Genomic DNA, 15,784 nt, shown 5'->3' on the forward strand with positions numbered 1-15,784 from the left:
GTTAAAGCAGGCCGAAATTTTGGCCTGCTGAGACAGACGATTGTAGCAACCTGCAAGGAAAGCAGTCAAACGCCTCCTGTCAAGCCCGTCCCTGATCCCGGGACGTTACTGGGGGGCCTCCATGTACCCCGTTCAGGTTGGCTGGGTCGATCGCGGACGATCTCCCCTGCCCTTTCCCAATCCCATCGATGGACCGACGGGGTGGTCCGGCCTTGCGGCCGGACCGGATACCTCATTCTTCGCCCGAGGCCTGTTCAGCTTCGGCTTCAACCACCGGGGACTCGACCGCAGCCGGGGTGCCGGCCAGGGTCTGCATTTCCGAGTCGGTGAGACCGGAAGCGCCGCGACGGCGGCTGCTGTGGTAGGACAGGCCGGTACCGGCCGGAATCAGGCGGCCGACGATGACGTTTTCCTTCAGGCCACGCAGGTTGTCCTTGGTACCGCGGACGGCAGCCTCGGTCAGCACTCGGGTGGTCTCCTGGAAGGAGGCCGCCGAGATGAACGATTCGGTCGCCAGCGAGGCCTTGGTGATACCCAGCAGGACCGGATCGAAGCGCGCCGGCAGTTCGTTGCGGGTCGACAGGCGCGCATTCTCCTCGATAACGCGCTGGCGCTCCACCTGTTCGCCGTTCAGGAACTTGCTGCTGCCCTGGTCGGTGATCTCGACCTTGCGCAGCATCTGGCGGGTGATCACCTCGATGTGCTTGTCGTTGATCTTCACGCCCTGCAGGCGGTACACGTCCTGGATTTCCTTGACCAGGTAGGCAGCCAGCGGCTCGACACCCAGCAGGCGCAGGATGTCCTGCGGGCTCGGCTCACCGTCCACGATGGTTTCACCCTTGGTGACATGCTCGCCTTCGAACACGATGACCTGGCGGTACTTCGGGATCAGCTCTTCGTGCTCCGAACCATCAGTGTCCTTGATGATCAGGCGCTGCTTGCCCTTGGTGTCCTTGCCGAAGCTGATGATGCCCGAACGCTCGGCCAGCACCGCCGGATCCTTCGGCTTGCGCGCTTCGAACAGGTCGGCCACGCGCGGCAGACCACCGGTGATGTCGCGGGTCTTCGACGCTTCCTGCGGGATCTTGGCGACGACGTCGCCCACGCCCACCGGGGCGCCGTCCTGCAGGTTGACGATCGAACGCGGCGGCAGCAGGTACTGCGCCGGCAGGTCGGTGCCCGGGATCGACAGGTCGTTGCCCTTGGCGTCGACGATGCGCACGATCGGGCGCAGGTCCTTGGCCTGGGTACCACGACGCTTCGGATCGGTGATTTCGCGCGAGGCCAGGCCGGTCAGCTCGTCGGTCTTCTCGATGACGGTGACGCCGTCGACGAAGTCGATGAAGCGGATGAAGCCGGCCACTTCCGACACGATCGGGTGGTTATGCGGATCCCAGTTGGCCACGGTCTGGCCAGCCTTGATCGCATCACCGTCCTTGGACGTGATGGTCGCACCGTACGGCAGCTTGTAACGCTCACGCTCACGGCCGTGCGCATCGAGCACCGAGATTTCGCCCGAGCGCGACACCGCCACCAACGAGCCGTTGGCGTGCTCCACGGACTTGAGGTTGCTGAACTTGACCGAGCCGGTGGTCTTGACGGTGATGTTGTCGACCGCAGCAGCTCGCGACGCCGCACCACCGATGTGGAACGTACGCATGGTCAGCTGGGTACCCGGCTCACCGATGGACTGGGCGGCGATGACGCCGACCGCTTCACCGATGTTGACCAGGTGGCCCCGCGCCAGGTCGCGGCCGTAGCAGCGCGAGCAGACACCGAAGGCCGATTCACAGGAGATGGTCGAGCGGACCTTGATGGTCTGCACGCCGGCATCTTCCAGCTTGGCAACCCAGGCTTCGTCCAGCAGGGTGTTGCGGGTGACGATCGGATCTTCGTCGTTGCCCGGCAGGAACACGTCCTCGGCAACCACGCGGCCCAGCACGCGATCCTTCAGCGGCTCGACCACGTCGCCGCCTTCCACGATCGGGGTCATGATCAGGCCTTCGGTGGTACCGCAATCCACTTCGGTGATCACCACGTCCTGCGCCACGTCGACCAGGCGACGGGTCAGGTAACCCGAGTTCGCGGTCTTCAGCGCGGTATCGGCCAGACCCTTACGGGCACCGTGGGTGGAGTTGAAGTACTCCTGCACGTTCAGGCCTTCGCGGAAGTTCGCCTTGATGGGCGTCTCGATGATCGAGCCGTCCGGGCGGGCCATCAGGCCACGCATGCCGGCCAGCTGACGGATCTGCGCCTGCGAACCACGCGCACCGGAGTCGGCCATGATGTACAGCGAGTTCATCGACTTCTGGTCGATGGTCTCGCCCTTGGCATTGACGACCTTCTCGGTACCGATGGTGTCCATCATCGCCTTGGCGATGCGCTCGTTGGTGCGCGACCAGATGTCGACCACCTTGTTGTAGCGCTCGCCGGCGGTGACCAGGCCCGACTGGTACTGCTCCTGGATTTCCAGCACTTCGGCTTCGGCCTCGGTGAGGATGCCCTTCTTCTCGTCCGGGATCAGCATGTCGTCGATGCCGATCGAGACGCCGGCGCGGGTCGCATAGGCGAAGCCGGTGTACATCAGCTTGTCGGCGAACACGACCGTGTCCTTCAGGCCGAGCTGGCGGTAGCTGGAGTTGATCAGGCGGCTGATGTTCTTCTTGGTCAGCTCGACATTGGCCAGCGCGAACGGCAGGCCTTCCGGCAGGATTTCAGCCAGCAGGGCGCGACCGATCGTGGTGTCCACGATCGAGGTCTTGTTCTGCTTGTTGCCGTCTTCGTCGGTCACCACCTCGGTGATGCGGACCTTGACCTTGGCGTGCAGTTCCACCACGCGGTTGTCGTAGGCGCGCTTGACTTCGGCGATGTTGGCGAAGGCCATGCCCTCGCCCTTCTTGTTCTCCAGCGAGCGGGTCATGTAGTACAGACCCAGCACGACGTCCTGCGACGGCACGATGATCGGCTCGCCGTTGGCCGGCGACAGGATGTTGTTGGTCGACATCATCAGCGCACGCGCTTCCAGCTGGGCTTCCAGCGAGAGCGGCACGTGGACGGCCATCTGGTCACCGTCGAAGTCGGCGTTGAACGCGGTGCAGACCAGCGGGTGTAGCTGGATGGCCTTGCCCTCGATCAGTACCGGCTCGAACGCCTGGATGCCCAGGCGGTGCAGGGTCGGCGCACGGTTCAGCATCACCGGATGCTCGCGGATGACCTCTTCCAGGATGTCCCAGACTTCGGCTTCTTCGCGCTCGACCAGCTTCTTGGCGGCCTTGATGGTGGTGGCCAGGCCACGACGCTGCAGCTTGGCGAAGACGAACGGCTTGAACAGCTCAAGCGCCATCTTCTTCGGCAGGCCGCACTGGTGCAGGCGCAGGTACGGGCCGACCACGATGACCGAACGGCCCGAGTAGTCGACGCGCTTGCCGAGCAGGTTCTGGCGGAAGCGGCCCTGCTTGCCCTTGATCATATCGGCCAGCGACTTCAGCGGGCGCTTGTTGGTGCCGGTGATGGCACGGCCGCGACGGCCGTTGTCCAGCAGCGCATCGACCGATTCCTGCAGCATGCGCTTTTCATTGCGCACGATGATGTCCGGCGCGCTCAGTTCGAGCAGGCGGCGCAGGCGGTTGTTGCGGTTGATGACGCGGCGGTACAGGTCGTTCAGGTCGGAGGTCGCGAAGCGGCCGCCATCCAGCGGAACCAGCGGACGCAGGTCCGGCGGCAGCACCGGCAGCACGGTCATGACCATCCATTCCGGACGGTTGCCCGATTCCAGGAAGGCTTCGATCAGCTTGATGCGCTTGGTGAGGCGCTTGAGCTTGGTTTCCGAACCGGTAGCAGCGATTTCCTCGCGCAGGCGGGTCATCTCCGACTGCAGGTCGATCGTGCGCAGCAGTTCGTAGACGGCCTCGGCGCCCATGGCGGCGTCGAAGTCGTCGCCGTGCTCCTGGCGGGCCTGCAGGTACTGTTCTTCGGTCAGCAGCTGGCGGCGCTCCAGAGCGGTCAGGCCCGGCTCGGTCACCACGTACGCTTCGAAGTACAGCACGCGCTCGATGTCGCGCAGGGTCATGTCCAGCATCAGGCCAATGCGCGACGGCAGCGACTTCAGGAACCAGATGTGCGCGACCGGCGACGCCAGGTCGATGTGGCCCATGCGCTCACGACGCACCTTGGCCAGGGTCACTTCGGTGCCGCACTTTTCGCAGACCACGCCGCGGTGCTTCATGCGCTTGTACTTGCCGCACAGGCACTCGTAGTCCTTCACCGGGCCGAAGATGGCGGCGCAGAACAGGCCGTCGCGTTCCGGCTTGAAGGTACGGTAGTTGATGGTTTCCGGCTTCTTCACTTCGCCGAAGGACCACGAACGGATCAGGTCCGGCGAGGCCAGCGCGATCTTGATCGCGTCGAAGTCCAGCGTCTGGCGCTGCTGGTTGAAGAGGTTGAGCAGGTCTTTCATGGTGTTCTCCAGAAGGAGGAATGCTGTGTCGATGGGCTTTCAGTTCACTGCCAGCGGCGCGGCGGCGGACCGCCGCGCCGGCATGGATCAGTTGTCTTCCAGTTCCATGTTGATGGCCAGCGAGCGGATTTCCTTCACGAGCACGTTGAAGGATTCCGGCATGCCCGCGACCATCTCGTGTTCGCCGTCGACGATGTTCTTGTACATCTGGTTGCGGCCCTGCACGTCATCGGATTTCACCGTCAGCATTTCCTGCAAGGTGTAGGCCGCGCCGTAGGCTTCCAGCGCCCAGACTTCCATTTCACCGAAGCGCTGGCCGCCGAACTGCGCCTTGCCGCCCAGCGGCTGCTGGGTGACGAGCGAGTACGGACCGGTCGAACGGGCGTGCATCTTGTCGTCGACCAGGTGGTTCAGCTTCAGGTAGTGCATGTAACCGACGGTGGTATGGCGGTCGAAGGCTTCACCGGTGCGGCCGTCGTACAACTGGGTCTGGCCACTGCTCGGCAGGTCGGCCAGTTCCAGCATGCGCTTGATTTCCGCTTCGGTGGCGCCGTCGAAGACCGGGGTGGCCATCGGCACGCCGTCGGTCAGGTTGCGGGCCAGGCGCAGCAGTTCCTCGTCGCTGAACTGCGACAGGTCGACACGGTTGGCCACGTTGGTGTCGTCGTGGTTGTAGATGTCGTCCAGGAACTTGCGCAGGTCGGCCACCGCGGCCTGGGCTTCCAGCATCGCCTGGATCTTGCGACCCAGGCCCTTGGCGGCCCAGCCCAGGTGCACTTCCAGGATCTGGCCGATGTTCATACGCGACGGCACGCCCAGCGGGTTCAGCACGATGTCCACGGTCTCGCCCGAGGCCATGTACGGCATGTCCTCGACCGGCACCACGTTGGACACCACACCCTTGTTGCCGTGGCGGCCTGCCATCTTGTCACCCGGCTGGATGCGGCGCTTCACCGCCAGGAACACCTTGACCATCTTCAGCACGCCCGGGGCGAGGTCGTCGCCCGCGGTGATCTTGCCGCGCTTGTCGGCGAAGCGACGCTCGAATTCCTTCTCGTGCGCCTGGATCTGCTTCTGGGCGCGCTCGATGGCTTCCGAGGCGTCCTCGTCCTTCATGCGCAGGGCGAACCAGTCAGACTTCTTCAGGCCGTCGAGGAAGGCATCGGTGATCACGTCACCCTTCTTCAGGCCAGCGCCACCATTGACCACCTTGCCCACGATCTGCGAACGCAGACGCATGTAGATGGCCGCTTCCAGGATGCGGAACTGGTCATCGAAGTCCTTCTTGACGCGCTTGATTTCGGACTCTTCGATCTGGCGCGCGCGCTTGTCCTTCTCGATGCCGTCGCGGGTGAAGACCTGCACGTCGATGACGGTGCCGTCCATGCCCGGCGGAACGCGCAGCGAGCTGTCCTTAACGTCCGAAGCCTTCTCGCCGAAGATCGCGCGCAGCAGCTTCTCTTCCGGGGTCAGCTGGCTTTCGCCCTTCGGGGTGACCTTGCCGACCAGGATGTCGCCGGCGCGCACTTCGGCACCGATGTACACCACGCCGCTCTCGTCCAGGCGGTTCAGCGCCTGCTCGGAGACGTTCGGGATGTCGGCGGAGATTTCCTCCGGCCCCAGCTTGGTGTCACGCGCGACGCAGGTCAGCTCTTCGATGTGGATCGTGGTGTAGCGATCCTCTTCCACCACGCGCTCGGAGAGCAGGATGGAGTCTTCGAAGTTGTAGCCGTTCCACGGCATGAACGCGATCAGCATGTTCTGGCCCAGGGCCAGCTCGCCGATGTCGGTGGACGGACCGTCGGCCAGCACGTCACCGCGGGCGATGACGTCACCCACCTGGACCAGCGGACGCTGGTTGATGCAGGTGTTCTGGTTCGACCGGGTGTACTTGACCAGGTTGTAGATGTCCACGCCGGCGTCGGTGGCGCCAACGATCTCTTCCTCATTGACCTTGACCACGATGCGGGCGGCGTCGATCTGCACGATCTCACCACCACGACGGGCGTTCACGGTCACACCCGAGTCACGCGCCACGGCGCGCTCGATGCCGGTACCGACCAGCGGCTTCTGCGAACGCAGGGTCGGCACGGCCTGACGCTGCATGTTGGCGCCCATCAGTGCGCGGTTCGCGTCATCGTGCTCCAGGAACGGAACCAGCGCGGCCGCGATCGAGACGGTCTGCATCGGCGAAACGTCCATGAAGTGGACTTCCGCCGGCGGCTTCAGCAGCGATTCGCCCTGGAAGCGGCACGGAACGAACTGCTCGGTCAGGGTGCCCTTGGCGTCGGTCAGCGCGTTGGCCTGCGCAATGACGTACTCGTTCTCTTCAATGGCCGACAGGAACTCGACTTCGTCATAGACCTTGCCGTCCACGACCTTGCGGTACGGGGTCTCGAGGAAACCGTACTTGTTGGTGCGGGCGTACACGGCCAGCGAGTTGATCAGGCCGATGTTCGGGCCTTCCGGGGTTTCGATGGTGCAGACGCGGCCGTAATGGGTCGGGTGCACGTCGCGCACTTCGAAGCCGGCGCGCTCACGGGTCAGGCCGCCCGGGCCCAGGGCCGAGACGCGACGCTTGTGGGTCACCTCCGACAGCGGGTTGTTCTGGTCCATGAACTGCGACAGCTGCGAGGAGCCGAAGAACTCCTTGATGGCAGCGGCGACCGGCTTGGCGTTGATCAGTTCCTGCGGGGTCAGGCCTTCCGACTCGGCCATCGACAGGCGCTCCTTGACCGCACGCTCGACGCGGACCAGGCCAACGCGGAACACGTTCTCAGCCATTTCGCCGACCGAACGCACGCGACGGTTGCCCAGGTGATCGATGTCGTCGACCACGCCGCGACCGTTGCGGATCTCGGTCAGGACCTTGATCACGTCCAGGATGTCGGAGCTTTCGCCGTGGGCAGCGACCAGGCGCTTGGACTCTTCGTCGTTGCGCTCGCCGAAGTACTTGCTGTCGTACAGCACGGCTTCGCCGGTGGTTTCCTTGCGGCCCACGCGACGGTTGAACTTCATGCGGCCGACCGCGGACAGGTCGTAGCGCTCGAAGGTGAAGAACAGGTTGTGGAACAGGTTCTGCGCGGCATCCTTGGTCGGCGGCTCGCCCGGACGCATCATGCGGTAGATCTCGACCAGGGCTTCCAGCTGGGTCTTGGTCGGGTCGATACGCAGGGTGTTGGACAGGTACGGGCCACGATCCAGGTCGTTCACCCACAGGGTGCCCACGGCATCCACACCGGCCTTGCGGAAGGCCTGCAGCTGCTCGTCCGTGATCTCGTCGTTGGCCTGGGCCAGCAGTTCGCCGGTCGAGGCATCGACCACGTCGTGCGACAGGATGCGGCCGACGATGTAGTCGTCCGGCACGGCCAGGGCGGCGATGCCCGAGGCTTCCAGCTGCTTGATGTGGCGCGCGGTGATGCGCTTGCCGGCTTCCACGATGACCTTGTCGCCGTCGGCGAGGTCGAAGCCCAGGGTCTCGCCACGCAGGCGCTCCGGCACCAGCTCCAGCTGGACGCCTTCATCCGGGTTGATGTGGAAGGTGTTGATCTCGAAGAACTCGGCCAGCATCTCTTCGTTGCTGTAGCCGAGCGCGCGCAGCAGGATCGACACCGGCAGCTTGCGGCGGCGGTCGATACGGGTGAACAGCGCGTCCTTCGGGTCGAACTCGAAGTCCAGCCAGGAGCCGCGGTAGGGAATGATGCGGGCGCTGTACAGCAGCTTGCCCGAGCTGTGGGTCTTGCCACGGTCGTGGTCGAAGAACACGCCCGGCGAGCGGTGCAGCTGGGAGACGATGACGCGCTCGGTGCCGTTGACGATGAAGGTGCCGTTCTCGGTCATCAGCGGGATTTCGCCCAGATAGACCTCCTGCTCCTTCACGTACTTGATGGCCTTGGTCGACGACTCACGGTCGTAGATCACCAGGCGCACGGTCACGCGCAGCGGGGCGCCGTAGCTCATGCCGCGCTGGCGGCACTCACGCTCGTCGAAGACCGGTTCGCCCAGCTTGTAGCCGACGTATTCCAGGGCAGCGTTGCCGCTGTAGCTGGCGATCGGGAAGACCGACTTCAGCGCAGCGTGCAGGCCGTGGTCCGTGCGCTTGGCCGGATCGACGTTTTCCTGCAGGAATTCACGATAGGAATCCACCTGGATGGCGAGCAGGAACGGCACTTCGAGAATCGAGCGCTGCTTGCCGAAATCCTTGCGGATACGCTTTTTTTCGGTGAACGAATAGGACGTCATGAGGTCTTCCACCTTGTTGTGCGGATCGTGCGCCCACGATCCGAAGGGAACTTGAAATTGTCAGTTGGAAGTCGCTGGTATTGCCGGCACCAGCACGCCTTCTCCCGCTACTTCCAACTGCCAACTCGTCTGCTACCACTCCCCCGCTGCCGCGCTCGGCGCTGGCCTGCCGGGGTTTGACTGCAGCCCGTGTTGGGCTTTTTCCTGCTTTTTTCACATCCACGCATGGCGCGGATCTACAACACCGCAACAACGACCAAAGGCCGGGGGCTTACGCCCCCAGCCTTGGCTGCATCGCCGCGAATCGGTGACGATGCAAGGTAACTGCTTACTTGACTTCGACAGTCGCGCCAGCAGCTTCCAGGTCCTTCTTCATCTTCTCGGCTTCTTCCTTCGAAGCGTTGTCCTTCAGGACGCCGCCGGCTTCGGCCAGGTCCTTCGCTTCCTTCAGGCCCAGGCCGGTGATGGCGCGGACGGCCTTGATGACTTCGACCTTCTTCTCGCCGGCAGTCTTCAGGGTGACGACGAATTCGGTCTGCTCTTCAACAGCAGCAGCCGGGCCAGCGGCAGCAGCCACGGCAACCGGAGCAGCGGCGGAGACGCCGAACTTCTCTTCGATGGCCTTGACCAGCTCCATCACTTCCATCAGGGACTTCTCGGCGATGGCGTCGACGATCTGTTCGTTGGTAAGGGACATGATTAATACCTTTGGATGATTTTCTGGATTGAGGTTCCGTCAGGAACCACGGTAAGTCGAAACTCAGGCGGTCTCGGCGGCCGGCTCGGCAGCGTCAGCGGCGACATCGCCACCACCCTGCTTCTCGCCAACGGCCTTGATGGCGCGGGCAAACATCGTGACCGGCTCGGTCAGGACGCGGGCCAGCATGGCCAGGGCCTGGTCGCGGGTCGGCAGCGAGGCCAGCACTTCGACGTGGCTTGCCGGGAACACTTCGCCACCGATGGCGACGACCTTAGCTTTCAGCTTGTCGTTGCCCTTGGCGGCTTCCTTGATCAGGCGACCGGCAGCGCCGGGCTCCTCGAGCGAGAACGCGTACAGCAGCGGACCAACCATCTGGTCCTGGGCGACTGCGAACTCGGTGCCTTCAACGGCGCGCGAAGCCAGGGTGTTCTTGACAACCTTCAAGAAAACACCGGTTTCACGAGCCTGCTTGCGCATCGCGGTCATCTGGGCGACCGTGGTGCCAGCGTATTCGGCTGCGATCAAGGAGTGGGCCTTGGCGGCGACGTCTGCCAGCTCGGCGACTACTTCTTGCTTCTGGGACAGATTGAGAGCCATTGCACTCCTCCTATTGAACTCCGCTTACGGCTCCTGCCGTGTGCGGTCCTGTGCGGCATCCATCCTGGACGCCGGGAACATCGGGATGATGTTCCGGGGGTGGGCCGTTCTAGACCTGGAGTGGGCCAACCTGGGAAACCCAGACGTGCGTGAACCAGAAAAACTCCAGAAGGGCACCATCTACGCAGGGTGATTCCGGGGAATCGATTAAGCGCTCCTGACTGCTCCGGCGGCGACTCCTTGCCAGATCGAGCTTCCATGCCCGTCGCCGGTATTGCCACGACCGCGCCTGCGGTCTTTGACGGCTACCGCGGGTGATGAACTGCCAGCGATGCCTTCAAATGTCACGGTCACGGCACCCGGGGCACCGTGACCGCTTGAAACAATTACTTCAGGGTCAGCGACGACTGGTCGACGGTGACGCCCGGGCCCATCGTCGAGCTGACCGAAACCTTCTGCAGGTAGGTGCCCTTCGAGGTGGCCGGCTTGGCCTTGATCAGGTCCAGCAGCAGCGCGGTCAGGTTCGACTTCAGCGCGTCTTCGGCGAAGTCGGCCTTGCCGATGGTGCAGTGGATGATGCCGGCCTTGTCGGTGCGGTAACGGACCTGACCCGACTTGGCGTTCTTCACGGCTTCACCCGGGTTCGGGGAAACGGTGCCGACCTTCGGGTTCGGCATCAGGCCGCGCGGGCCCAGCACGGTGCCCAGCTTACCGACGACGCGCATGGCGTCCGGGGTCGCGATGACGACGTCGTAGTTCAGATCGCCGGCCTGCATCTTCTCGGCCAGGTCATCCATACCGACGGCGTCGGCGCCAGCAGCCAGGGCTTCGTCAGCCTTGGCACCGGCCGGAGCGAACACGGCGACGCGGACCGACTTGCCGGTACCGGCCGGCAGCACGGTGGAGCCACGGACCTGCTGGTCGGACTTCTTCGCATCGACGCCCAGGCGCACAGCGACGTCGATCGACTCGACGAACTTGGCCTTGGTGGCGGTCTTCAGGATGTTGATCGCGTCCTCGAAGGCGTATGCCTTGCCCGGAACGACGGCGGCCTTGATGGCCTTCTCACGCTTGGTCTGTGCCATCTTATTAACCCTCCACCACGAGGCCCATGGAACGGGCAGAGCCAGCGATGGTACGCACGGCGGCGTCCAGGTCGGCGGCAGTCAGATCCGGTTCCTTCGCCTTGGCGATCTCTTCCAGCTGCTTACGGGTGACCTTGCCGACCTTCTCGGTGTTCGGGCGCTTGGAGCCCGACGAGATGCCAGCGGCCTTCTTCAGCAGGGTGGTAGCCGGGGTGCTCTTGGTGATGAAGGTGAACGTACGGTCCGAGTAGGCCGTGATGATCACCGGAACCGGCAGACCCGGCTCGAGCTTCTGCGTGGCAGCGTTGAACGCCTTGCAGAATTCCATGATGTTCAGGCCACGCTGACCCAGCGCAGGACCGACCGGCGGCGAGGGGTTGGCCTGACCGGCCTTCACCTGCAGCTTGATGTAACCGACAACTTTCTTTGCCATGTGAGTGCTCTCCGGGTGCTAGCGCCTTTCGACAACAGGCTCCCCATCGGACCGGGAATCACGCGTCCCGGCATCGCGTTTTGAAATCATGCTGAAGGCCACCTTGCGGCGGCCTCGTCCTGCTGGCTTCCCCAGCGGGGAGCCGCGCACTATAACAGGTTTTTTCTTCACATGCCTGAAGCGGCAGGTAAACGAACGGAACCGGGCCAGGCCCGGTTCCCTCTGGAGAGTCGAGCCATGCCCGACTACCGCACCATCCAGACCCCGGAGTCGAGCATGGCTCGACTCGACAGGACAGGTCAGACGGCCTTTTCGACCTGGCCGAACTCCAGCTCGACCGGAGTGGCACGACCGAAGATCAGCACCGAGACGCGCAGACGGCTCTTCTCGTAGTTGACTTCTTCGACGACGCCATTGAAATCGTTGAACGGACCGTCGGTGACGCGGACCATCTGGCCCGGCTCGAACAGCACCTTCGGACGCGGCTTCTCGACACCTTCCTGAACGCGGTTCAGGATGGCTTCGGCCTCGGAATCGGCGATCGGCAGCGGACGATCGGCGGTGCCGCCGATGAAGCCCATGACCCGCGGGGTTTCCTTGACCAGATGCCAGCTTTCGTTGTCGATGCGCGGAATGCCGGCTTCCTCGTGGGTCTCGATCTGGACCAGCACGTAACCCGGGAAGAACTTGCGCTCGGAACGGCGCTTCTGGCCGGCGCGCATCTCGACCACTTCCTCGGTCGGGACCAGGACGTCGCCGAAGCGCTCTTCCATGCCGTCACGGACGATGCGATCGCGCAGAGCCTGCGCCACCGACTTCTCGAAGCCCGAATAGGCGTGAACGACGTACCAACGCTTCATGCAATTCTCCTTAGCGGCTCAGGAACCACTGAGTCAGTTTCTGGATCAGGAAGTCGAAGCCACCCAGCAGAAGACTGAGGATGAGCACCACGACGATCACGACCCAGGTCATGCGGACGGCTTCCTGGCGCGTCGGCCAGACCACCTTGCGCAGTTCGAAGCGCGACTCGGAGAGGAATTCGCGGGTGTCGCGCCCCTTGCCGGTCAGCATGAACACGCCGATACCGCCAACCAGACCGACCACGACCGCCAATGCACGCAGCTGACCCGCCCACGCACCCAGCTGGGCGGCGCGACCGGAGTCGGCGGAGAACCAGAACCAGACGAACAGACCGGCCAGCACCAGCAGCGATGCGGCGACATACTTGACGATATCTCCACCGTTGGCGGAGTTGTCCTTGGAGTGTTCGATCTTGCTATTCATCCGGCTGTGTCTGCTTTAGCGGCCCAGGCCGCTGGATAAGGTGGGCAGATGGCACGCCAGGAGGGACTCGAACCCCCAACCTGCGGTTTTGGAGACCGCTGCTCTGCCAATTGAGCTACTGGCGTACGTTGAAAACTTGCCTTCCCTTAGACGGCGAAGGCGGACCGAGGTTCCCGGCCCGCCATTCGCGTAACCGGCGGCGCTATGCAACCACCGGCACTGCAGGCTTACTCGATGATCTTCGAGACCACGCCGGCGCCGACGGTACGGCCACCTTCGCGGATGGCGAAGCGCAGGCCTTCGTCCATGGCCACCGGGTTGATCAGGGTGACTTCCATCTTGACGTTGTCACCCGGCATCACCATTTCGACGCCTTCCGGCAGCTTGGCGGCGCCGGTGATGTCGGTGGTGCGGAAGTAGAACTGCGGACGGTAGCCGTTGAAGAACGGGGTGTGGCGGCCGCCCTCGTCCTTCGACAGGACGTACACTTCGCCTTCGAACTTGGTGTGCGGCTTGATCGTGCCCGGCTTGGCCAGCACCTGGCCACGCTCGACGTCGTCACGCTTGGTGCCGCGCAGCAGCAGACCAGCGTTGTCGCCTGCCTGACCCTGGTCCAGCAGCTTGCGGAACATTTCAACGCCGGTCACGGTGGTCTTCTGCACCGGACGGATGCCGACGATTTCGATTTCGTCGCCAACCTTGATCACGCCGCGCTCGATACGACCGGTCACCACGGTGCCGCGGCCCGAGATCGAGAACACGTCTTCCACCGGCATCAGGAACGGCTTGTCGATCGCACGCTCCGGCTCCGGAATCCAGCTGTCCAGCGCGTCGACCAGCTTCAGGATGGCCGGCACGCCGATGTCGCTCTGGTCGCCTTCCAGCGCCAGACGGGCCGAACCGGCGATGATCGGGGTGTCGTCGCCCGGGAACTCGTACTTGCTCAGCAGCTCGCGCACTTCCATCTCGACCAGCTCGAGCAGCTCGGCGTCGTCCACCATGTCGGCCTTGTTCAGGAACACGACGATGTACGGCACGCCGACCTGGCGCGACAGCAGGATGTGCTCACGGGTCTGCGGCATCGGGCCGTCAGCAGCCGAGCACACCAGGATCGCACCGTCCATCTGGGCGGCACCGGTGATCATGTTCTTGACGTAGTCAGCGTGGCCCGGGCAGTCGACGTGGGCGTAGTGACGGGTCGGGGATTCGTATTCGACGTGCGCGGTCGAGATCGTGATGCCACGCGCCTTTTCTTCCGGCGCGGCGTCGATCGAGGAGTAGTCCTTGAACTCGCCACCGAAGCGCTCGGCACCGATCTTGGTCAGTGCGGCGGTCAGCGTGGTCTTGCCGTGGTCGACGTGACCGATGGTGCCGACGTTGACGTGCGGCTTGGTGCGCTCGAACTTACCCTTGGCCATGGCTGCTTATCTCGAATTCGTCTGAGAGGTGATGCTTGAGATGGTGCTCACGAAAGGAATCGAACCTTCGACCTCTTCCTTACCAAGGAAGTGCTCTACCGACTGAGCTACGTGAGCCGAGTTTTGCATTATGACATGAACTCGATAATATTCAAAGTTCATTCAATGGAGCGGGAGACGGGAATCGAACCCGCACCATCAGCTTGGAAGGCTGAGGTTCTACCATTGAACTACTCCCGCGCCGGGAATGTCACAACGTGAAACTGGTGGAGGGAGGTGGATTCGAACCACCGAAGGCGTAAGCCAGCAGATTTACAGTCTGCCCCCGTTGGCCGCTTGGGTATCCCTCCTTACCACCCCAACCCGTTGCCGCCGAAGCGTTGCGGTGTGTGGTGGTGAGCCGCTTATTCTGCTGATCAGGCGGGGGGCTGTCAACGCTTTTTTCCATCTTTTTCACACGTTGTCGCAAACCCATTGATACGCAAGGTTATTGCCCAGGGACCGGCAGGGTCTCGCTGGCGAAAATTGCGACATGGGGGACGCCATCGGCGCCGATCCAGCCCCGATACATGCCCTGGGTGTTGAACGGCATGGCCATTTTTCCGTCTGCGGCAAGCACGATCGCGCCGCCGTCGCCGCCCATCTTCGGAATCATCTCGTTGATCACGCCCTTGCCGGCCTGCTCCGGCGTCTGCCGCTGGTAGCGCATGCGCGCACAGATCTCGTGCGCGGCCGCAGTCCGGATGTAGTACTCGCCCCACCCGGTGCCCGATACCGCGCAGCCCGCGTCGGCCCAGGTACCGGCACCGATGATCGGCGAATCGCCCACACGGCCATAGCGCTTGTTGGTCATGCCACCGGTGGAGGTGCCGGCAGCAAGCTGCCCCTGCGCATCCAGCGCAACCGCGCCCACCGTGCCGAAGTGCCTTGCGGTCTGCAGGTCGGCGTGCGCCTGGCCACTGGCCTCTTCCTTCAATGCGCGCTGCAGTTGCTGCCAGCGCTTGTCGGTACGGAAGTAGGATGGATCGACCAGGCCGATGCCCTGCTCCACCGCGAATGCCTCGGCACCCTGCCCGACCATCATCACGTGCCTGGACTTCTGCATCACGGCCTGGGCCAGCAGGATCGGGTTGCGCACCCGCTGCACGCCGGCCACCGCACCTGCAGCCAGGGTGGCGCCATCCATCACTGCGGCATCCAGTTCGTTGTGGCCGTCATGGGTGAACACCGCGCCCTTGCCGGCGTTGAAGGTCGGATCGTCCTCCAGCACGGTGATTGCCGCAGTGACGGCTGCAAGCGCCGGGCGACCGGCCGCCAGTTCGGCATGGCCCTTCAGCAGCGCCGCGCGCAACGCGTCGCGCGCAGCCTTCTCTTCAGCCGGCGACAGGTCCTTGCGCTCGACACCGGCACCGCCGTGGATGACCAGCAACGGCGAGGCGGCCGGGGCGGCCTGGGCAAACAACGGCAGGGACAGCAGCGCGGACAGCACCAGGCGCAGTTTCATCGGGTACATCTCCAGCAGGTGTAGTGAAAGGATTGCACCGGTAGTGCCGGCCGCGGGGCGGGGCC

Annotated in this window: 10 protein-coding genes and 4 tRNA genes; all 14 read right to left on the reverse strand. The window is 63.8% G+C overall.

Features of this window, described 5'->3' with window-relative positions; translation table 11 throughout:
• Positions 1 to 232: 232 nt before the first annotated feature.
• Positions 233 to 4,456: a DNA-directed RNA polymerase subunit beta' gene (gene rpoC, locus ACM0PY_RS17375; RefSeq protein WP_061480645.1), complete on the reverse strand. Its 4,224-nt coding sequence runs from the start codon at positions 4,454 to 4,456 to the stop codon at positions 233 to 235.
• Between the two features lie 87 nt (positions 4,457 to 4,543).
• A complete protein-coding gene (rpoB, locus tag ACM0PY_RS17380; RefSeq protein WP_005415409.1) occupies positions 4,544 to 8,698 on the reverse strand; it encodes a DNA-directed RNA polymerase subunit beta in 4,155 nt (1,384 codons plus the stop codon).
• Positions 8,699 to 9,026: 328 nt separating this feature from the next.
• Positions 9,027 to 9,395, reverse strand: coding sequence for a 50S ribosomal protein L7/L12 (gene rplL / locus ACM0PY_RS17385; protein ID WP_005415408.1), 369 nt, complete (start codon positions 9,393 to 9,395; stop codon positions 9,027 to 9,029).
• 63 nt (positions 9,396 to 9,458) lie between these two features.
• A complete protein-coding gene (rplJ, locus tag ACM0PY_RS17390; protein ID WP_010480377.1) occupies positions 9,459 to 9,995 on the reverse strand; it encodes a 50S ribosomal protein L10 in 537 nt (178 codons plus the stop codon).
• Positions 9,996 to 10,381: 386 nt separating this feature from the next.
• Positions 10,382 to 11,080: a 50S ribosomal protein L1 gene (gene rplA / locus ACM0PY_RS17395; RefSeq protein ID WP_005415407.1), complete on the reverse strand. Its 699-nt coding sequence runs from the start codon at positions 11,078 to 11,080 to the stop codon at positions 10,382 to 10,384.
• Positions 11,081 to 11,084: 4 nt separating this feature from the next.
• Entirely contained in the window at positions 11,085 to 11,513 is a 429-nt protein-coding gene (rplK, locus tag ACM0PY_RS17400; protein WP_004145248.1) for a 50S ribosomal protein L11, read from the reverse strand.
• Positions 11,514 to 11,812: 299 nt separating this feature from the next.
• Positions 11,813 to 12,373: a transcription termination/antitermination protein NusG gene (gene nusG, locus ACM0PY_RS17405; RefSeq protein ID WP_004154362.1), complete on the reverse strand. Its 561-nt coding sequence runs from the start codon at positions 12,371 to 12,373 to the stop codon at positions 11,813 to 11,815.
• A 10-nt stretch (positions 12,374 to 12,383) separates the two neighbouring features.
• Positions 12,384 to 12,797, reverse strand: coding sequence for a preprotein translocase subunit SecE (gene secE, locus ACM0PY_RS17410; protein ID WP_004145202.1), 414 nt, complete (start codon positions 12,795 to 12,797; stop codon positions 12,384 to 12,386).
• Positions 12,798 to 12,846: 49 nt separating this feature from the next.
• Positions 12,847 to 12,922 (reverse strand) — tRNA-Trp (locus tag ACM0PY_RS17415).
• A gap of 102 nt (positions 12,923 to 13,024) precedes the next feature.
• Positions 13,025 to 14,215, reverse strand: a complete 1,191-nt coding sequence (gene tuf / locus ACM0PY_RS17420) for an elongation factor Tu (RefSeq protein WP_065178958.1) — start codon at positions 14,213 to 14,215, stop codon at positions 13,025 to 13,027.
• 41 nt (positions 14,216 to 14,256) lie between these two features.
• Positions 14,257 to 14,332, reverse strand: a tRNA-Thr gene (locus ACM0PY_RS17425).
• A gap of 49 nt (positions 14,333 to 14,381) precedes the next feature.
• Positions 14,382 to 14,455: transfer RNA gene (locus tag ACM0PY_RS17430), tRNA-Gly, on the reverse strand.
• 24 nt (positions 14,456 to 14,479) lie between these two features.
• Positions 14,480 to 14,565: transfer RNA gene (locus ACM0PY_RS17435), tRNA-Tyr, on the reverse strand.
• Positions 14,566 to 14,702: 137 nt separating this feature from the next.
• Positions 14,703 to 15,719, reverse strand: a complete 1,017-nt coding sequence (locus ACM0PY_RS17440; protein WP_180885492.1) for an isoaspartyl peptidase/L-asparaginase family protein — start codon at positions 15,717 to 15,719, stop codon at positions 14,703 to 14,705.
• Between the last annotated feature and the right edge of the window lie 65 nt (positions 15,720 to 15,784).

Source organism: Stenotrophomonas sp. BR163, from assembly GCF_047520985.2.
Lineage (GTDB): Bacteria > Pseudomonadota > Gammaproteobacteria > Xanthomonadales > Xanthomonadaceae > Stenotrophomonas > Stenotrophomonas sepilia.